At 67.1% G+C, this 18,142-nt stretch carries 17 protein-coding genes, 1 tRNA gene and 3 pseudogenes; 7 read left to right on the top strand and 14 right to left on the bottom strand.

Annotated elements, in window-relative coordinates:
• Positions 1-9 precede the first annotated feature (9 nt).
• Both SKC41_RS09720 and SKC41_RS09715 read left to right on the top strand, forming a co-directional pair.
• A complete protein-coding gene (locus tag SKC41_RS09720) occupies positions 10-711 on the top strand; it encodes a glycosyltransferase family 2 protein (RefSeq protein ID WP_330977432.1) in 702 nt (233 codons plus the stop codon).
• Positions 708-1,049, top strand: a complete 342-nt coding sequence (locus SKC41_RS09715; RefSeq protein ID WP_330977431.1) for a DUF2304 domain-containing protein — start codon at positions 708-710, stop codon at positions 1,047-1,049. The genes SKC41_RS09720 and SKC41_RS09715 overlap by 4 nt, the downstream gene beginning before the upstream one ends.
• Here SKC41_RS09715 and SKC41_RS09710 read toward each other — a convergent pair.
• Complete coding sequence (locus tag SKC41_RS09710; RefSeq protein WP_330977430.1) at positions 1,046-1,990, bottom strand: GDP-mannose 4,6-dehydratase; 945 nt, start codon at positions 1,988-1,990, stop codon at positions 1,046-1,048. The genes SKC41_RS09715 and SKC41_RS09710 overlap by 4 nt on opposite strands.
• On the opposite strand from SKC41_RS09710, the gene SKC41_RS09705 reads away from it, so the two are divergent.
• Positions 1,956-3,764, top strand: coding sequence for a hypothetical protein (locus SKC41_RS09705; RefSeq protein ID WP_330977429.1), 1,809 nt, complete (start codon positions 1,956-1,958; stop codon positions 3,762-3,764). The two genes, SKC41_RS09710 and SKC41_RS09705, sit on opposite strands and share 35 nt — an antisense overlap.
• A 10-nt stretch (positions 3,765-3,774) precedes the next feature.
• Here the strand turns inward: SKC41_RS09705 and SKC41_RS09700 are convergent, their stop codons facing one another.
• From SKC41_RS09700 to SKC41_RS09685, 4 genes are all read right to left on the bottom strand, one after another.
• A complete protein-coding gene (locus SKC41_RS09700) occupies positions 3,775-4,080 on the bottom strand; it encodes a DUF3060 domain-containing protein (protein WP_330977428.1) in 306 nt (101 codons plus the stop codon).
• Between the two features lie 134 nt (positions 4,081-4,214).
• On the bottom strand, positions 4,215-4,478 hold the full coding sequence (locus tag SKC41_RS09695; protein ID WP_330977427.1) for a hypothetical protein: 264 nt from the start codon (positions 4,476-4,478) through the stop codon (positions 4,215-4,217).
• Between the two features lie 118 nt (positions 4,479-4,596).
• A tRNA-Thr gene (locus SKC41_RS09690) sits at positions 4,597-4,672 on the bottom strand.
• Positions 4,673-4,737: 65 nt separating this feature from the next.
• Positions 4,738-5,946: a DNA polymerase III subunit delta' gene (locus SKC41_RS09685; RefSeq protein ID WP_330977426.1), complete on the bottom strand. Its 1,209-nt coding sequence runs from the start codon at positions 5,944-5,946 to the stop codon at positions 4,738-4,740.
• 110 nt (positions 5,947-6,056) lie between these two features.
• On the opposite strand from SKC41_RS09685, the gene SKC41_RS09680 reads away from it, so the two are divergent.
• Positions 6,057-7,718: an adenylate/guanylate cyclase domain-containing protein gene (locus SKC41_RS09680; protein WP_330978820.1), complete on the top strand. Its 1,662-nt coding sequence runs from the start codon at positions 6,057-6,059 to the stop codon at positions 7,716-7,718.
• Between the two features lie 12 nt (positions 7,719-7,730).
• Here SKC41_RS09680 and topA read toward each other — a convergent pair whose 3' ends face one another.
• The 3 genes from topA to cspA form a co-directional block, all read right to left on the bottom strand.
• Positions 7,731-10,544, bottom strand: a complete 2,814-nt coding sequence (gene topA / locus SKC41_RS09675) for a type I DNA topoisomerase (RefSeq protein WP_330977425.1) — start codon at positions 10,542-10,544, stop codon at positions 7,731-7,733.
• 272 nt (positions 10,545-10,816) lie between these two features.
• On the bottom strand, positions 10,817-11,416 hold the full coding sequence (locus tag SKC41_RS09670) for a hypothetical protein (protein ID WP_330977424.1): 600 nt from the start codon (positions 11,414-11,416) through the stop codon (positions 10,817-10,819).
• 178 nt (positions 11,417-11,594) lie between these two features.
• Positions 11,595-11,798 (bottom strand): cold shock protein CspA, encoded by a 204-nt coding sequence (cspA, locus tag SKC41_RS09665; RefSeq protein ID WP_090607448.1) that lies wholly within the window; start codon positions 11,796-11,798, stop codon positions 11,595-11,597.
• 248 nt (positions 11,799-12,046) lie between these two features.
• Between cspA and SKC41_RS09660 the strand changes: the two genes are divergently transcribed.
• Positions 12,047-14,362 carry a DEAD/DEAH box helicase gene (locus SKC41_RS09660; RefSeq protein WP_330977423.1) on the top strand — a complete coding sequence of 772 codons (2,316 nt, stop codon included), beginning with the start codon at positions 12,047-12,049 and terminating at the stop codon, positions 14,360-14,362.
• Positions 14,363-14,395: 33 nt separating this feature from the next.
• Here SKC41_RS09660 and SKC41_RS09655 read toward each other — a convergent pair.
• The 3 genes and pseudogenes from SKC41_RS09655 to SKC41_RS09645 form a co-directional block, all read right to left on the bottom strand.
• A pseudogene (locus SKC41_RS09655) lies at positions 14,396-14,617 on the bottom strand (SDR family oxidoreductase); the annotation flags it as partial.
• A 169-nt stretch (positions 14,618-14,786) separates the two neighbouring features.
• Positions 14,787-15,461, bottom strand: coding sequence for a TetR/AcrR family transcriptional regulator (locus tag SKC41_RS09650; RefSeq protein WP_330977422.1), 675 nt, complete (start codon positions 15,459-15,461; stop codon positions 14,787-14,789).
• A 50-nt stretch (positions 15,462-15,511) separates the two neighbouring features.
• A pseudogene (locus SKC41_RS09645) lies at positions 15,512-15,655 on the bottom strand (amidohydrolase family protein); the annotation flags it as partial.
• Between the two features lie 178 nt (positions 15,656-15,833).
• On the opposite strand from SKC41_RS09645, the pseudogene SKC41_RS31850 reads away from it, so the two are divergent.
• Together SKC41_RS31850 and SKC41_RS09640 are read left to right on the top strand one after the other, a co-directional pair.
• Positions 15,834-15,944: pseudogene (locus tag SKC41_RS31850) on the top strand (hypothetical protein); the annotation flags it as partial.
• A gap of 309 nt (positions 15,945-16,253) precedes the next feature.
• Positions 16,254-17,291 (top strand): PAS domain-containing protein, encoded by a 1,038-nt coding sequence (locus tag SKC41_RS09640; RefSeq protein WP_330977421.1) that lies wholly within the window; start codon positions 16,254-16,256, stop codon positions 17,289-17,291.
• A gap of 1 nt (position 17,292) precedes the next feature.
• Here the strand turns inward: SKC41_RS09640 and SKC41_RS09635 are convergent, their stop codons facing one another.
• The 3 genes from SKC41_RS09635 to SKC41_RS09625 are packed head-to-tail and all read right to left on the bottom strand — an operon-like array spanning position 17,293 to position 18,138.
• On the bottom strand, positions 17,293-17,589 hold the full coding sequence (locus tag SKC41_RS09635) for an Rv3654c family TadE-like protein (RefSeq protein WP_330977420.1): 297 nt from the start codon (positions 17,587-17,589) through the stop codon (positions 17,293-17,295).
• A gap of 31 nt (positions 17,590-17,620) precedes the next feature.
• Positions 17,621-17,923: a TadE family type IV pilus minor pilin gene (locus SKC41_RS09630; protein WP_330977419.1), complete on the bottom strand. Its 303-nt coding sequence runs from the start codon at positions 17,921-17,923 to the stop codon at positions 17,621-17,623.
• Positions 17,924-17,946: 23 nt separating this feature from the next.
• Complete coding sequence (locus SKC41_RS09625; RefSeq protein WP_330977418.1) at positions 17,947-18,138, bottom strand: DUF4244 domain-containing protein; 192 nt, start codon at positions 18,136-18,138, stop codon at positions 17,947-17,949.
• Positions 18,139-18,142: the final 4 nt, after the last annotated feature.

The raw sequence follows: 18,142 nt of genomic DNA, 5'->3' as shown, positions 1-18,142 counted from the left end.
GGCTACCCTGTGAACATCGAAACGGATTACCAGGGCGTCTGGATCGTGATTCCCGCCTTCAACGAAGCCACGGTCATCGGCGAGGTGGTCGCCGATGTCCGCTCCGTTTTCGACCACGTCGTCTGCGTCGACGACGGCAGTACCGACGGCACCGGCGAGATCGCCCGGAAGGCCGGGGCTCATCTGGTGCGCCATCCGGTCAACCTCGGACAGGGCGCGGCCATCCAAACCGGCGTCGAGTACGCCCGCCGCCAGCCCGGTGCGCGGATCTTCGCGACGTTCGACGCCGACGGGCAGCATCGCGTCAAAGACGTGTGCGCGATGGTCGACCGGCTCGTCGCCGAAGACGTCGACATCGTCATCGGGACGCGCTTCGGCGGGCTGGAGAGCAGCCGGCCGCCGTTACTGAAACGGATCGTGCTGCAGACGGCGGCGCGGTTGAGCCCGCGCGGTCGCCAGCTCGGCCTGACCGACACCAACAACGGGCTGCGGGTGTTCAACAAGACGGTGGCCGACGGGCTGGACATCACGATGAACGGGATGAGCCACGCCAACGAATTCATCATGCTAATCGCCGAAAACCATTGGCGCGTAGTCGAACAGCCGGTCGAGGTGCTCTACACCGACTACTCGAAGTCGAAGGGCCAGCCGCTGCTCAACGGCGTCAACATCATTTTCGACGGGTTCCCGCGAGGAAGGATTCCGAGATGAACTGGCTCCAGGTGCTGCTGATCGGGTTGATCATCGTGCTGTTGATCTACCTGCTGCGGTCGCGGCGCAGCTCGCGCTCGAAGGCCTGGGTCAAGGTCGGCTACATCTTCTTTGTGCTGGGCGGCATCTACGCCGTGTTGCGGCCCGACGACACCACCGTGGTCGCGCACTGGTTCGGGGTGCGCCGCGGCACCGACCTGATGCTCTACGCGCTGATCATGGCGTTCAGTTTCACCACCCTGAGCACGTATATGCGGTTCAAGGACTTGGAGTTGCGCTATGCGCGCCTGGCCCGGGCCGTCGCGCTGGAGGGCGCCCAGGCGCCGGAGCCGCGCTAGCCGGCGTGAGCCTGCCGGAAGAACTCGACGGTGCGACGCACGCCTTCTTCGAGTTCCACCCGCGGATGCCAGCCCAAAACCCTTGCCGCTGAACTGATATCGAGACACGACCGCCGCAGATCGCCGAGGCGATCCGGATGGAAGTCCGGATCGTCCGGTCCGCCAACGGCTTTGGCGACCGCCGTGTGCAGCTGGCGGTCGGAGGTCTCAATTCCGGTGCCGATGTTGAACCGCTGCGCGCCGCCGGCCTCGCCGGAGGCTTTGACGAATGCGTCCACGACGTCGTCGACGAACACGTAGTCGCGGGTCTTGCTGCCGTCCCCGAACACTTTGGTGGGCTTACCGGACAGCAGCGCCTGCGCGAAGATCGCCACCACGCCCGCCTCGCCGTGCGGGTCCTGCCGCGGGCCGTAGACGTTGGCCGGCGCGATGTGCGAGCAGTCCAGGCCGTACAGGTGCCGGAAGGTGTTCAGGTAGATCTCGCCTGCCACCTTGCCCGCGGCATAGGGCGACGCCGGGTCGGTGGGCGTGGTCTCGGGCGTCGGGTACTGCGGCGGGGTGCCGTAGATGGATCCCCCCGACGAGGTGTGCACGATCTTGCGGACGCCGGTGCGGCGCGCGGCCTCGGCCAGCCGCACCGTGCCGATCACGTTGACCGAGGCGTCGAACTGCGGCTCGGCCACCGAGTGGCGCACGTCGATCTGGGCGGCCAGGTGGAACACCACCTCGGGCCGGTACTCGTCGAGAATCGCCTCGAGGTCGGCGGTCACGATGTCCGCCTCGATGAAGACGTGTTCGGGATTGTCGGCCAGATGCTCGAGGTTGCGCGCCTTGCCCGACGCGAAATTGTCCAGGCTCACCACCGAATGGCCGTCCGCCAGTAGGCGGTCGACTAGCGTCGACCCGATGAATCCGGCTCCCCCGGTGACCAGTGCGCGCACCGGCCCACCATACATAGGGGTGGCCGCGGCGGTATTGATCGTGGTCGCGCTGGTGATACGCGCGGTGCTGGCCTTCGGCGGCTACTTCTACTGGGACGACCTGATTTTGATCGGGAAGGCCGGAACCGAGGGCCTGCTGTCGCCGTCGTATCTGTTCGACGACCACGACGGCCACGTGATGCCGGGGGCGTTTCTGATTGCGGGCGCGCTGATCCGGCTGGCTCCGTTGGATTGGACCGGGCCGGCGATCAGCCTCGTGGTGCTGCAGCTGCTGGCCTGGCTGGCGCTGTTGCGCGCGCTGTACGTGATCCTCGGCTGGCGTCGCGTGCTGCTGATCCCGCTGACGTTCGCGCTGTTCACCCCGTTGGGAGTGCCGGGATTCGCGTGGTGGGCGGCGGCGCTGAATTCGCTGCCGATGCTCGCGGCGCTGGCCTGGGTGTGCGCCGACGCGGTGCTGCTGGTGCGCACCGGCAACCAGCGCTACGCGCTGACCGGCGTGCTGGTCTATCTGGGTGGGTTGCTGTTCTTCGAGAAGGCCGCGGTGATTCCGTTCGTCGCCTTCGCCGTGACAGCGCTGCTGTGCCATGTGCGCGGTGAGGGCTCGGCGCTGCTGACGGCCTGGCGCGGCGGCCTGCGGTTGTGGGTCGCGTCGCTGATCCTGACGGTCGCCTGGGCGGCGCTCTACCTCGCGGTGGTCAATCAGCAGCGATGGAGTTCCGACCTGGCGATGACCGGGGATCTGCTGGCGCGGTCCGTCACCCACGGCATCGTGCCGGGGCTGGCCGGCGGGCCCTGGCACTGGGACCGCTGGGCGCCGGCCTCTCCGTGGGCCACTCCCCCGCCGTTGGTGATGGCGCTGGGCTGGCTGGTGCTGATCGCGGTGCTGGCGCTGTCGCTGGTCCGCAAGCAGCGCCTCGGCCCGGTGTGGCTGACCGCCGCCGGTTACGCCGTGGCCTGCCAGGTGCCGATCTATCTGATGCGCTCCTCGAAGCTCACCGCGCTGGAACTCGCCCAAACCCTGCGCTATCTGCCGGATCTCGTCGTCGTGCTGGCGCTGCTGGCCGCCGTCGGGCTGTGCGCACCGAACCGGTCACTGGGTGCGCGCTGGCTGGACACCTCGGCGCGACGGGCCGTCGTGACGACGGGTCTCGCCGCGCTGTTCGTGGCCAGCAGCCTGTACTCGACGGCGACGTTTTTGACCAGTTGGCGCGACAACCCAACCGAGCGCTATCTGCGCAATGCGCAAGCCAGTTTAGCTGCGGCCCAAGCGAATTCGACTGCCCCGCTGCTGGATCAGGAGGTCGATCCGCTGATCCTGCAGCGGGTCGCCTATCCCGAGAACCTGGCCAGCCACATGTTCGCCCTACTGCGCGACAGACCGGAATTTGCCACGGCCACAACTCAATTGAGAATGTTCGACAGTGCGGGCCGACTGATCCCGGCACGGGTCACCTGGATTCGGACCATCAAACCCGGACCGATGCCGCAATGCGGGTATTTCGCCCAGCCGGACAAACCGGCGCGCATGATGCTCGACGGGCCGCTGCTGCCGGCCGACTGGACCGTCGAATTCAACTACCTGGCCAACAGCGACGGCTCGATGACGGTCTCGCTGCCGGAGGGTCCCGGCGTCAAGGTTCCGGTGCACCCCGGACTCAACCGGGTCTATGCCCGGGTGCCGGGCGCCGGCGACGCGATCATGGTTCGGGCCAACACCACCGCGCTGGCGCTGTGCATTGCGTCGGGGCCGGTGGGATTCCTGGCGCCGGCCTGACAGCGCTGAACTAGCCGATCTGAAGGCCGCCTGGTCCCCGGATGTCGTTGCTGCGGCCCGGGTTCCTGACTTGCGGGACGCCACCTCCTGGCCCCTTCTCCCAGGTGATGTGATTTCCGGTGCCGATGGCCAAGATGGCGGCCACGGTTTGCAGGTTCACGGTGTTGGCAACGCCGCTGACGTCGACCTCGCCGCACGACCCGGTCAAGGTGATCGTCGAGTCCTCGCCCACGATCCTGATCGGCGATTGGTTTCCGCAGTCATAGGTCGCGTCGGAGAAGCTGATGTCGATCGTGGCCGGCGACCCGCTCGTCAAGGCGATATCACTTGGCGCAGAAGCAATTCCAGAAAAAACCATACCCACGATCAGCACTCGAAGCATGGGCAACCCTGTCACCGGCCGCCGGCACAGACGAGGATTTAAAACGCCGGAGTTTTAATGCGCTGCGGCTACGCGGCGCTGGGCCCCTGGATCGGCGTCGCTACCGGGTGCCGGTGAACCGCCGGCGCCGGGCGCAGCTGAGTCACCGGAGCCAAGTCCCCGTCGTGCTGCTCGCGATGCACTTGGCGATAGCTCCAGACCGCGGCAATCACGCCCGCGATCACCAAGGCGAGAGCGAGTACGACCAGAACATCGCCGAAGGCCAGTAGCAGGATGATTCCCGCCACGCCCCATACCGCCTCGCCGAAGGAGTAATGGAATTCGTTGTGCATCACGGCCTCGCTCGAAATAGTGCCGCCCTTTGATCGAGCGACTGCATTACGCAACGCCGCAGCGACCCGGAGGCTGCCCCAATGAGGGCTGAAGGTGACCCAACTCACGGTGGGCTGATGGAGCCGCCTGGGGGAATCGAACCCCCGACCTATTCATTACGAGTGAATCGCTCTACCGACTGAGCTAAGGCGGCGCACCCTCAAGCTGGGCGGCACGAGTCTACGGCAGCCGGGCGCGCACGCCCAAAAACCGGCCCGCTCAGTCCCGCAGTTCCTGACCGATGGTGGCCACCATCGCGTCGACGGCGAACTTGGGTTTGACGTTGACCGCCAGCGCTTCGCGGCACGCAAGCACCGCCTCGATGCAGCGCAACAGCCGATCGGGTGCGGCATGCGCGGCCAGCGCCGCCACCCGCTCGGCCATGTCGGGATGGTTGGCCCGCACCCCACCCGCGCGGGCCGAGACCACCAGCGCGTCACGGAAGTAGGTGGCCAGGTCGATCAGCGCTCGGTCCAGCGCATCGCGCGAGGCCCTGGTCTGGCGGGACTTCTGCCGACGCTCGAGATCCTTGATCGCGCCCGCGGCGCCGCGCATGGCCCCGGCGGTGCCTTTACCGGTGCCCCCGGCCCCCAGCGCCGTCCGCAGCTCCTCGGTCTCGGCCTCGGCGCGGTCAGCGGTCAATACGACGGCCTCGGTTTCGGCCGCGGCCACCAACTCTTCGGCGGCGGCGTAGGCGCGCGCCGGGGTCGCCGCATCGCGCACCAATGCCAACGCCCGCTCCCTCCGCTCCCGTGCCTCCGAGTCGGTCGCCAACCGGCGCGCCCGCCCCACGTGGCCGCCGCTGACTGACGCCGCCCAGTTCGCCGTGTCGGCGCTCAGGCCGTCGCTGTCGATCAGCACCTGCGCGATCGACTCGGTCGAGGGCGTCACCAGAGCGACGTGCCGGCATCTCGACCGCAGCGTGACCGCGATGTCTTCGGGATCGACCGACGGCGCGCACAACAGGAACACCGTCGACGGCGGCGGTTCCTCGACCACCTTCAACAGCGCGTTGCCGGCACCCTCGGTCAGCCGATCGGCGTCCTCGACCACCACGATCTGCCAGTGCCCGGTCGTCGGGCGCCGCGACGCGGTCTGCACGATCGCACGCATCTCGTCGACGCCGATGGAGAGGCCTTCGGGGATCACCCGGCGAACGTCGGCGTGGGTGCCGGCCATCGTCGTCGTGCAGGCCCGGCACTGCCCGCAGCCGGGCTCGCCGTCGGACGTGCATTGCAGCGCGGCCGCGAAGCACAACGCGGCAACCGAACGCCCCGACCCCGGCGGGCCGGTGATCAGCCACGCATGTGTCATAGTCCCGTGGTCCCCATCGCTGTGATCGGGATCACTTCGGGCGGCCCTCGCAGCGCCGAGCAGCGCGGCCTCAACCGCGTCTTGGCCTACCAGCCGCGTAAACACTCCGGACATCACCGGCAACATTAGTGAGATAGAACGACGTCCACCCCCCGGCTACCGTATCGCGATAGTTCCGTGATCTTTTCCGGCATTTCGCCAGGACCCGGCGACTTGCCGAAGCGATTAAGGGTTACCGGGTAGTCCCTGCTGACCGATACGGTGGGTTGGTGGCAACACCGGGTGCTCTGCCCGGGCGAATCAGCGCGTTCGTCCGGTGGGTAGTGCGCACTCCATGGCCACTGTTCTCGCTGAGCATGCTGCAGGCCGACATCATCGGCGCCCTGTTCGTGCTCGGCTTCCTGCGCTACGGCCTCCCGCCCCAGGACCGTATTCAACTGCAGGATCTGCCCACGCTCAACCTGGCGATCTTCGCCAGCACGCTGGTCATCCTGTTTCTCGTTGGTGTGGTGGTCAACCTCAGACTGCTGCTGCCGGTGTTCCGCTGGCAACGCCGCGACAACATGCTCGCCGAGACTGATCCCGCTGCCACCGAACTGGCCCGCAGCCGTGCCCTGCGGATGCCGTACTACCGCACCGTGAGCACGGTCGTGTACTGGTGCATCGGCGGCGTGGTTTTCGTCGTCGCCAGCTGGTCGGTGGCCCGGTTCGCCGCGCCCGTCGTCACCGTCGCGACCGCATTGGGGGCCGCTGCAACCGCGATCATCGGCTACCTGCAATCCGAACGAGTACTGCGGCCGGTGGCCGTGGCCGCCCTGCGCAGCGGCGTACCGGAGAACGTCAAGGCGCCCGGCGTCATCCTGCGCCAGATCCTGACCTGGATGCTGTCCACCGCGGTGCCGCTGCTGGCGATCGTGCTGGCCGTCGTGGCCGACAAGGTGTCGCTGCTCCGTGCCGCACCCGAGAGCCTGTTCAATCCCATCCTCTTGCTGGCCCTGACCGCGCTGGGCGTCGGGCTGATCAGCACCCTGCTGGTGGCCATGTCGATCGCCGACCCGCTGCGCCAGCTGCGCTGGGCGCTCTCGGAGGTGCAGCGCGGAAACTACAACGCGCACATGCAGATCTATGACGCCAGTGAGCTCGGCCTGCTGCAGGCCGGCTTCAACGACATGGTCCGCGACCTGTCCGAGCGGCAGCGGCTGCGCGACCTGTTCGGCCGCTACGTCGGCGAGGACGTGGCCCGCCGGGCGCTGGAACGCGGCACCGAATTGGGTGGCCAGGAACGCGACGTCGCGGTGCTGTTCGTCGACCTGGTCGGCTCAACCCAGCTCGCCGCGACGCGTCCGCCCGCCGAGGTGGTCCACCTGCTCAACGAATTTTTCCGGGTGGTGGTCGACACCGTCGGGCGCCACGGCGGCTTCGTCAACAAGTTCCAGGGCGACGCCGCGCTGGCCATCTTCGGCGCGCCGATCGAACACCCGGACGCCTCCGGTGGCGCGCTGGCGGCCGCCCGGGAGCTGCACGACGAACTCCTGCCGGTGATCGGCGCGGCCGAGTTCGGCGTCGGGGTGTCCTCCGGGCGGGCCATCGCCGGCCATATCGGCGCGCAGGCCCGCTTCGAGTACACCGTGATCGGCGACCCGGTCAACGAGGCGGCACGGCTGACCGAGCTGGCCAAGCTCGAGCCCGGGCATGTGCTGGCGTCGGCGATCGCGGTCAGCGGCGCGCTGGACGCCGAAGCGCTGTGCTGGGATGTCGGCGAGGTGGTCGAGCTACGCGGGCGCGCCGCGCCTACTCAGCTGGCCCGGCCGTTGAATCTGGCTGTGCCGCAGTCGGTTTCTTCCCCGCGCGCCGTCAATCAAGACGTAGCCAGCGAAATTATGTGATTGCCTCGGGCGCTAACTGCGCTTGGCGGCCTTTTTCGCCGGCGCCTTGCGCGTGGTCTTCTTCGCGGGCCGTTTCGCCGGACCCCGGGCCCGCCGGTCGGCCAGCAACTCGGCGGCGCGCTGGTCAGTGATCGACAGCACGTCGTCGCCCTTGCGCAGGCTGGCGTTGGTCTCGCCGTCGGTGACATACGGCCCAAATCGGCCGTCCTTCACCACCATTGGGTTGCCCGACGCCGGGTCGTTGCCCAGCTCGCGCAACGGCGGAGCCGAAGCAGCTTGCCGGCCACGGCGTTTCGGCTCAGCGTAGATTTTGAGCGCCTCGTCCAGGGTGATCGTGAACATCTGCTCTTCGGTCGCCAGCGAACGAGAATCCGTGCCGCGCTTCAGGTACGGGCCATAGCGCCCGTTCTGCGCGGTGATCTCCTCGCCCGACGCAGGGTCGACACCGACCACCCGGGGCAACGACAGCAGTTTCAGCGCGTCCTCGAGCGTGACGGTCTGCAGATCCATGGTGCGCAGCAGTGAGCCGGTGCGTGGCTTGGGGCCGGTGGGCTTCTTGCCCTTCTTCGCCGGGGCCGCGTCACCGTCGTCCGGCGGCGGCTCGGGCAGGACCTCGGTGACGTACGGCCCGTAACGGCCGTCCCTGGCCAGGATTTCGTGTCCGGTCTGCGGGTCCACGCCCAGCGAGCGACCCTCTTGCGGGGTGGCGAAAAGCTCTTCGGCCACCTCCAGCGTCAGCTCGTCGGGAGTCAGCGAGTCGTTGAGGTTGGCACGCTGCGGCTTCGTCTCGCCGTCCTCGCCGACGACCGTGCGCTCCAGGTACGGCCCGTTCTTGCCGACCCGGACGTAGACCGGGCGGCCTTCCGAATCATCAAACAGCTTGATGGAGTTGACTTCTCGAGCGTCGATTCCCTCGAGGTTGACACCGACGAGCTTCTTGAGCCCTCCGGCGCGCGCCACCGAATCCTGCACGCCGTGGTCGCCGCCGAAGTAGAAGTTGTTGAGCCAGTTGGTGCGTTGCTCGCTGCCCGACGCGATCGCGTCGAGCTCGTCTTCCATCGCCGCGGTGAAGTCGTAGTCGACGAGACGGCCGAAATGCTGTTCCAGCAGGCCGGTGACGGCGAACGCGACCCACGAGGGCACCAGCGCGCTGCCCTTCTTGTGCACGTAGCCGCGGTCTTGGATGGTCTTGATGATCGACGAATACGTCGACGGACGGCCGATACCCAGCTCCTCGAGCGCCTTGACCAGCGAGGCCTCGGTGTAGCGGGCCGGCGGGCTGGTGGCGTGGCCGTCGGGGGTGAGCTCGAGGGCCGCCAGCCGTTGCCCCTCGGTGAGCTGGGGCAGCCGGCGCTCGGCGTCGTCGGCCTCGCCGCCGGCCAATTCGTCCACGGTTTCCACGTAGGCCTTCAGGAAGCCGGCGAAGGTGATTGTTCGACCGCTGGCCGAGAAGACGACCGGCTGGTCGCCTTCCGGGCCGGCCCCCTGGTTTCGCGAGGTGCCGGCGATCCGCAGACTCAGCGTGGTCCCGCGTGCGTCGGCCATCTGCGAGGCCACCGTGCGCTGCCAGATCAGCTCGTAGAGTCGGAACTCGTCGCCGTCGAGTTCACGGCGCACCGCATCCGGGGTGGCGAACGTCTCGCCCGCCGGGCGAATCGCCTCGTGGGCTTCCTGGGCGTTCTTGACCTTGCGGGTGTACTGCCGCGGCGACGGGGACACGTACTCGTCGCCGTAGAGCTGACTGGCCTGGGTGCGCGCCGCGTTGATCGCCGACTGCGACAGCGTCGTCGAGTCGGTACGCATATAGGTGATGTAGCCGTTTTCGTAGAGCCGCTGCGCGATGCTCATCGTCCGCTCCGACGAGAACCGCAGCTTGCGGCCGGCCTCCTGCTGCAACGTCGACGTCATGAACGGCGCGTACGGCCGTCGGGTGTAGGGCTTCTCCTCGACCGAGGCCACCGACAGCTGAGCTCCCCGCAAACCGGTGGCCAGCTCCGTGGCCCGCGCCTCGTTGAGCACCACGACCTCGTCGGCCTTACGCAGCGTGCCCAGCGAGTCGAAGTCACGTCCGGTCGCGACCCGCAATCCGTCGACAGAGGTCAGCCGGGCGGTGAAGGTGGGCGGCTGCGCGTTGGCGTCGGACACGCTGGCGTCCAGCTGGGCAACGATGTCCCAGTACGCCGCGCTGCGAAACGCCATGCGGTCGCGTTCGCGCTGCACGATGATGCGGGTGGCCACCGACTGCACCCGGCCGGCCGACAGCCTGGGCGCGACCTTCTTCCACAGCACCGGACTGACTTCGTAGCCGTATAACCGGTCCAGGATGCGGCGGGTTTCCTGCGCGTCGACCAGGTCGATGTCGAGGTCGCGGGGGTTTTGCGCGGCCTCGAGGATGGCCGGCTCGGTGATCTCGTGGAACACCATCCGCTTGACCGGAATGCGCGGCTTCAGCGTTTCCATCAGGTGCCAGGCGATGGCCTCACCCTCGCGGTCACCATCCGTAGCCAGGTAGAGCTCGTCGACGTCTTTCAAAAGGCCCTTGAGCTCGGTGACCGTGCTCTTCTTTTCCGGGCTGATGATGTAGAGCGGCTCGAAGTCGTGGTCGACGTTGACGCCCAGCCGCGCCCACGGCTCGGACTTGAATTTGGCGGGCACGTCGGCGGCGGCGCGCGGCAGGTCGCGGATGTGCCCACGCGACGACTCGACGATGTAGGCGGAGCCCAGGTAGCCCGCGAGTTTGCGCGCTTTAGTCGGCGACTCGACGATCACAAGTCGCCTCAGGCTGCCATTGCCGCTGCTGTCGCGGCCTTTTGTTGGATCAGCCACCTGCGCTTACGCTCCATCTCTTCTCTCGGCCTCCGTTCGAGGCCGCCCTGCAGGAAGAATGACCGGCAGACGTCTGAAATTCCGCTGAAATTCAGATACGCCGGCGTTCCTTCCCTTCGGGCACCTGACAATTTCGCACCCTGAGGCGGGCAGACGCAAACCGACTCCCCGAAGACGCAGGTCTTAGCGACGGCCAAACCGGTGTGTCGGGTGCCGTCCCGGGCGCCTGCAAATCGTCGCTTTGCACGGTTTCGCGATCCGGGGCTGCGCGGTTAAACCCGCGGCCACAGCGCCAACGCCTCGGCACCGTCAGGATGTTCCCCCACGTTCTCTACCAGCCGCGACAGCCTGCGGCGGCCGCTGATCCGCAGCGCCGGGCGCCCCCCGCGGGTGCCGATCAGGGTGGGCGCGATCCCGACCCGCATCAGCGCCGACGCCAGCGGCGAATGGGTGTCGGGGGCATGGGGATCCAGACCGAGCTGGTAGTGCTCGCCCTCGGGCGTGCCCGCGGCGATGGTCCACGCCCGCAATTCGCGCGGACCGGGCAGCCACCGCGGCGGCACCGTCTTGACCGCGCCGCGGGTCCATTCGGCCGCGATCGCGCTCAGCGACGGGTCGATCGCCGTCCGCACCAAAGGTGTGTCTTCGTCCGTGCGGCCGATCTCGGGGACCAAGCCGGCCTCGGAGATCATCTCGGCCAGCGCCGTGGCGCGCCAGAGCTGATCCACGACGACCGATAGCCGGGCGCCACGGCCCTCGGAGACATCTGGGGCGCCCACGGTCACGATTTGGCCAGAGGCCGCCAGCACCCCGCACAGATCGGCGACGGCGGGCGGTACCGCCTCCGCTGTGAAGAAGGAAAGCTGGCTCACCACACCGACAGTAAGCCAGGCCGGCCGTCCCCGCTTTCAGGCATCCGGCGCGGCGAGACAGGTGGCGTGTCGCCCGCTTCCAGCCAAAGGTTGCGCAGGAATGAATAGATAGTGAAAACCCCCCGGCGACACCCGCAGGGCGGGTTGCACGGGGGGTTTTCGTCCGAATCTGCTCGATTTAAGCGGAGCGGACTCCGGTGGCCTGGGGGCCCTTAGGGCTGTGGCCGATCTCGAACTCGACCTGCTGATTTTCTTCGAGGGTGCGGAATCCCGAACCCTGGATCTCCGTGTAGTGGACAAAAACGTCCGCGGAACCATCTTCAGGGGCGATGAAGCCGAACCCCTTCTCCGCGTTGAACCACTTCACAGTTCCCTTCGGCATTTCTCGATCTTTCCTTTTCTTCAAGGTTCGGAGCACCGCTTTTCGGTGCTCCGGGCCCGTTGTCACCGCCATACCTCGCGGAGTCGTCGGAACTTCACCCGACCGTTAACCTCGCAGGAACCGCGGGTCGCAACGTCGATCCTGCGAAGTTTTGACACGAACACAGAAGCTACGACCGCAAACAGTCAATCATGTTCGTCGCGTCGGCGACAGACTTGTGTCCCCGACTGATCCTTGGAGGGTGTGACGTGGCGAGTTTCGGCAGCGACCTGCTCGCGGTCGCGCTCGCGGGAACTGCCCCGGACGAGCATCCGCTGCGCCACGTCGCGGAGCTGCCCGCGCGCAGTGGCCGGCCGCACAGTTGGCCCCAATGGGCCGAATCCGACGTCATTGCGGCCTTTACCGACCGCGGCATCACCACACCGTGGTCACACCAGGCGCAGGCCGCCGAATTGGCCCACGCCGGTCGTCATGTCGTGGTCAGCACGGGTACCGCATCGGGCAAGTCGCTGGCCTATCAACTGCCGGTACTCAACGTGCTGGCGACGGATCCGTTGGCCCGGGTGCTGTACCTGTCTCCGACGAAGGCCCTTGGTCACGACCAGTTGCGCGCTGCGCACGCTCTGACCACCGCGGTGCCGCGATTAGCGGATGTCGCACCCACCGCGTACGACGGCGACAGCCCCGCCGAAGTTCGCCGGTTCGCGCGCGAGCGTTCCCGCTGGCTGTTCTCCAACCCGGACATGATCCATCTGTCGATCTTGCGAAATCATCCGCGCTGGGCCGTCCTGCTGCGCGGGCTGCGCTTCGTAGTCGTCGACGAATGTCATTACTACCGCGGTGTTTTCGGCTCGAACGTGGCAATGGTGTTGCGCCGCCTGCTGCGGCTGTGCGCGCGTTACTCGGCTCGACCAGGATTCCAGCCGACCTTCATTTTCGCCAGCGCGACGACGGATTCGCCCGGCGAGACGGCGGCCGAACTCATCGGTCTGCCGGTCGAGGAGGTCACCGAAGACGGCTCACCGCAGGGCGAGCGCACCGTCGCGTTGTGGGAACCGGCGCTGCGCACCGACGTCACCGGCGAACACGGCGCCCCGGTGCGACGGTCGGCTGGCGTCGAGGCGGCGCGGGTGATGGCCGACCTGATCGCCGAGGGCGCCCAGACCCTGACGTTCGTGCGTTCCCGGCGGGCTGCCGAGCTGACCGCGCTGGGCGCCCGTGCGCGGCTGGCCGACATCGCCGCGGACCTGTCGCAGAAGGTGGCGTCATATCGGGCCGGTTATCTCGCCGAGGACCGCAACGCACTGGAGCGCGCGCTGGCAGAGGGCCGATTGCGGGGATTGGCCACCACCAACGCGCTGGAATTGGGCGTAGACATCGCCGGGCTGGATGCGGTGGTGCTGGCCGGTTTTCCCGGGACGGTTGCCTCGTTCTGGCAGCAGGCCGGCCGGTCGGGGCGCCGTGGGCAGGGTGCACTGGTGGTGTTGATCGCCCGCGACGATCCGCTGGACACGTATCTGGTGCACAATCCCGCAGCGCTGCTGGACAAACCGGTCGAGCGTGTGGTGATCGACCCGGCCAACCCCTATCTCCTCGGGCCGCAATTGCTTTGTGCTGCAACAGAATTGCCGCTTGAAGAGGTGGAGGTTCGAGAATTCGGTGCCGTGCAGGTGGCCGAGGGGTTGGTCGACGACGGGTTGTTGCGCCGGCGCGCCGGCAAGTACTTCCCCGTGCCCGGGCTAGAACCGCATGGGGCGGTGGACATCCGGGGCTCGGCAGGCGGCCAGATCGTCATCGTGGAGGCCGACACCGGGCGACTGCTGGGCAGCACCGGCCTCGGTCAGGCTCCCGCCTCGGTGCACCCCGGCGCGGTGTATCTGCACCAGGGCGACACGTACGTCGTCGATTCGCTGGATCTCGAGGAGGCAATCGCGTTCGTGCACGCCGAGGATCCCGGTTATGCGACGTTCGCCCGCGAAATCACCGACATCAAGGTCACCGGCAGCGGCGAGCAGTCGACGTTCGGCCCGGTGACCCTGGGCGTGGTGCCGGTCCGGGTCACCCACCAGGTCGTGGGGTACCTACGTCGGCGTCTGTCCGGGGAGGTCATCGATTTCATCGAGCTGGACATGCCCGAGCACGTCCTGGACACCACTGCGGTCATGTACACCATCACGCCGGAAGCATTGGCAAGCAAGGGAATTGACGCAACGCGGATTCCCGGCTCGTTGCACGCCGCCGAACACGCCGCGATTGGGTTGCTGCCGTTGGTGGCCAGCTGCGATCGCGGGGATATCGGCGGAATGTCCACCGCCCTCGGTCCGCTGGGCGAGCCCAGCGTATTCGTCTATGACGGGTATCCGGGCGGGGCGGGCTTCGCCGAACGCGGTTTTCGGCAGGCGCGAACCTGGTTGAGTGCCACTGCCGCGGCCGTCGAGGCGTGTGAATGCCCGATGGGCTGTCCGTCGTGCGTCCAGTCCCCCAAGTGCGGCAACGGGAATGACCCGCTGGATAAGGCGGGAGCCGTACAAGTGCTGCGACTGGTGCTTGCGGAGTTGCCCTAGCTGCCGGCTACCCGGGCCTACGCACCCGACGCGTCAGACGTGGTAGTCGTACCACTTGAGGTAGCCCCCCGCATCAACACGCAATTGCGTACCCGTGATGTAGCTGGCCTCGTCGGAGGCCAGGAACAGCACCGCGCGACCGATGTCGGCCGGTTCGATATAGGGAATCGGCATTGCCTGCTGGACCGGGAATGCGAGCTCAGCATCGGCTCGGGTGGGATTCTCTAGATCAGGCCGGAACAACCGGTAGCAGGGGTCGTTGTGGATCAAGGCGGTGTCGCAGTTGGCTCGGGCGCAGAAACGGCGCGGCCGGATTCCGTGCATACCTGGAGATCAAGACCATGGGACTACCTGTCTGACAACGACACTCAGAGGTCTGCGGTCCCGCCTCGACGGGAGTCGCGCAGGCGATGTCGGGGAACCCCTAGCCGGCTTTGCCGGCTCGGCGACGACGCGGTTTGGGTTCTTCTCGGTATTCGGCCGCGACGCCATCGGCGACGGCCCGCAACAGCCGATCGAGTTGTTCGGCGTCACGTATGAAACGGTCGCCGCCGATCAGAGCGATATGCACACCGCCAAGGAAGCACATCGTGGCCGCCGTCTGCTCCTCGAGCACGTCCGGCTCGGGCTCGAAGCCAGGTTTCGAGCGCGCGAGGATCTCACGGCGGTGCAGGTCGGCGAACACTTCGTTGTTGTGCCGGAACACTTCGGCAAGTTCTCGATCACGGTTGGCCTGCAGCATGAGTTCGAAGCGTGCCTTGGTGCGGCTCAGGCGCGGCTCGGCACCCGAAAGCATGACCATGGTCGCGAGCCGGGGCGCGTGGGCCGAGACGACGGCGTCCTCCGAGCCGGTGGGCTCGGCCACCGACATGAGGTCGACCAGATCCAGTTCCGCCAGCCGTTGGGCGGTCGCCATCAGCAGCGCCGAGCGGGTCCGGAAATAGAACGACGTGGTGCCGTTGGGGACTTCGGCGAGTTTGTCGACTTTCGGGTGACTCAAGCCCTTGGCGCCTTCGTCGGCCAGCAACTGGATCGCCGCATCGCACAGGATGCGGCGTCGCTCTTCGGGGTTGGGGCTACGTCTCTTTTGGATGCCCACAGCTTATCCACTGCCGTGCCGGCGGCGGGATCTCCCGCGCCGCCGCCGGATCATGCCTTGGCGAGCTGTCTTTCGGCGTAGCGGCGCGCCCATTCCTTACGCGGCCGGATGGTGACGTCGATGTCGGTGGCTTTGGCGCGCAGGGCCTTAACGGTCGCCGGTTCGCGGGAGGTGTGGGCGAAGGGGTCCCAGCTCGGCATACCAGAAAACTAGCGCCCGACCGGCGTTACCACGACCACGGAATGCAAATAGCGCGACCACCATATCGCCGGCAGGCATGGGGAACCCGCTAACGGCGACACATCTCCCCCGAGACGCAATGACCACGAATGGGACTAACAACAATGGCTGCGGTGATGCCGGCCATGGGTGGGGTGTCCGTCGTGCGTCCAGTCCCCGAAGTGCGGCAATGGGAATGACCCGCTGGATAACGCGGGAGCTGTGCAAGTGCTCAGACTGGTGCTTCTCGGAATTGCCGTAGAGATCGCGCTGATCAATCCACGGACGGCGACCGACCCCTCGACGGTCGACCTCCACGGAACTGCACACAACAACCGCCGAATGCGTTTCCTGTTTGCTAAAGAAACGCCGACGTGCTGTCTCAAAGCGCGACCAACGGCCGGAGCAGAAAACCTACCAAGGCCGTGATGGCGTTTGCAAACTTACCAGTAACTTAGCGCTGCCGAAGTCGATTCGAAGCATCGCTGAACTGGTGTCGCGACGGCTTTGCTGAGGCGATGACGGCGCGACCGGGGATCCTCAGATGCGCCCACGCGCCCTAAAATCGAGCACATGGCCCACGACTGGTTGCTCGTGGAGACACTGGGGGAAGAGCCTGCCGTGGTTGCACAGGGGCGGCAGCTCAAGAACCTTGTCCCTATCAGTACCTTCCTCCGCCGCAGTCCCCATCTCGCCGCCGTCCGGACCGCGATCGCTGAGTCGATTCGCACCGGCCAGAGCCTGACCAGCATCACTCCCAAGCACGACCGCGTGATCCGCACCGAACCGGTGGTGATGTCCGACGGCTGCATCCACGGCGTGCATGTGTGGACCGGTCCCGCCGACATCGACCCGCCCGAGCGGCCCACCGCGGGCCCGCTGAAGTGGGACCTGACCCTCGGGGTGGCCACGGACACCCGCGAATCGCTGGCCATCAGCGGCAAAAACCCCGAAGTCGAAGTCACCTTCGGCAGGGCCTTTGCCGAAGATCTTCCTTCACGCGAGCTCAACCCGAACGAAACCAAAGTGCTTGCCATGGCGGTCAAGGCCGAGCCTGGCCAAACCATCTGCAGCACATGGGATCTCACCGACTGGGAGGGAAACCCCATCCGGATAGGCTTCATCGGGCGCAGCGCGCTCGAGCCCGGCCCCAACGGCAAGGACCACCTCGTCGCACGCGCGATGAACTGGCGCGCCGAGCTCAAGGGCCCGATCGTTTCCACCGACGATCTGGCGTTGCGGATCCTCAACGGGCTGCGGCAGGCCGGCGTCCACCGGGCACTCGTCGACCTCAACAACTGGACCCTGCTGAAATGGCTCGACGAACCGTGCACGTTCTACGATTGGCGCGGATCCGATAAGGACAGGCCGAAGGTCCATCCCGACGACGTCCCCCAAATGTCAGCCATGACCAAGGAATTCGGCAAGGGATCGACCAACCGGGTGCTGCGGATGCGCGGCTTCGACGGCGACTGGGTGCCCGTGCACGTGACGGCCAACCGAGTGGAACTCGAACCGGAGACCTTCGTCGGGCTGGTCTCGCTGCGCTTGCCCAGCGACGAAGAGCTCGCCAACGCCGGGCTACCAAAAACCCCGGACGACAACAAGTGAGCTACGCCGCGTCGACCGGACCCGCCCGAGCGGCGGCCTGAGCCACGCCGCCGAAGAGAACCGCCACGCGCACGGTGACGACGACGTCGAGATCGTCCACCCGGCAGCCGACGTCGTCGACTCGCATCGTGCGGGCTATCGCACTCGCCCGGGCACAGGCCGCCTCGGCTCCAGAAGGAAGCCGCGCCGCGGCGGCCAGCGCGGCCAGATCGGCAGCCGCCTGCGCACGATGGCGTGCCACCACCACCGAGCCGATGTATGCGCCCGCGCCCGTGATGCACAGCAGCACCGCGACCATTGCCGCAGCAAGGACGGTTGCCGAGCCGCGCTCATCGCGACGGCTCCGCGGCGGAGACTGCGCTAGCGCTAATATCCAACGCGGGCAATAACTTTGAGTGCACGACGACCGTGGCCAGCACGAAATCGCCGTCGCGGCGCACCTGGATCCGGGATCCGTCCGGCGCGATGCTGCGCGCGGCGTCGACGGCCGAACGTTCGTCACCGCGCGCGGCCAGGCGGGCCGCCTCGCGGGCGGCATCGACACAGCGAACCTGCATCGACACGGCCGAGATACCGGCCAGGCAAAGCGCCAGCACCACCACCAGTGCGGCGATCGCCAAAGCCGCTTCCACGGTGCTCGCACCGGCGCAGCCGATCAGACCTTGGTGTTGAGCGCGCGACCGATGATGTTGGTCAACGCCGACACGATCGAATCGCCGGTGACGACGGTGTAGAGAATCGCGCCGAACGCGGCCGCCGCGATGGTGCCGATCGCGTATTCCACCGTGGACATCCCCGACTCGTCGGCGGCAAGGACCGCCATCCGCGCCATCGTTACACGAAACATGTTG

It is taken from the genome of Mycobacterium sp. 050128 (genome assembly GCF_036409155.1).
GTDB lineage: Bacteria > Actinomycetota > Actinomycetes > Mycobacteriales > Mycobacteriaceae > Mycobacterium.
This window is presented reverse-complemented; position numbering and strand designations above follow the sequence as displayed.

What these genes read in the sequence shown, in the direction of transcription:
- SKC41_RS09715 (WP_330977431.1), top strand. Translation starts at nt 708, where the DNA reads ATGAACTGGCTCCAGGTGCTGCTGATCGGGTTGATCATCGTGCTGTTG.
- SKC41_RS09705 (WP_330977429.1), top strand. Translation starts at nt 1,956, where the DNA reads ATGAATCCGGCTCCCCCGGTGACCAGTGCGCGCACCGGCCCACCATAC.
- SKC41_RS09695 (WP_330977427.1), bottom strand. Translation starts at nt 4,478, where the DNA reads ATGCACAACGAATTCCATTACTCCTTCGGCGAGGCGGTATGGGGCGTG.
- SKC41_RS09685 (WP_330977426.1), bottom strand. Translation starts at nt 5,946, where the DNA reads ATGTCCGGAGTGTTTACGCGGCTGGTAGGCCAAGACGCGGTTGAGGCC.
- cspA (WP_090607448.1), bottom strand. Translation starts at nt 11,798, where the DNA reads ATGCCGAAGGGAACTGTGAAGTGGTTCAACGCGGAGAAGGGGTTCGGC.
- SKC41_RS09640 (WP_330977421.1), top strand. Translation starts at nt 16,254, where the DNA reads ATGGCCCACGACTGGTTGCTCGTGGAGACACTGGGGGAAGAGCCTGCC.
- SKC41_RS09635 (WP_330977420.1), bottom strand. Translation starts at nt 17,589, where the DNA reads ATGGTCGCGGTGCTGCTGTGCATCACGGGCGCGGGCGCATACATCGGC.
- SKC41_RS09625 (WP_330977418.1), bottom strand. Translation starts at nt 18,138, where the DNA reads ATGTTTCGTGTAACGATGGCGCGGATGGCGGTCCTTGCCGCCGACGAG.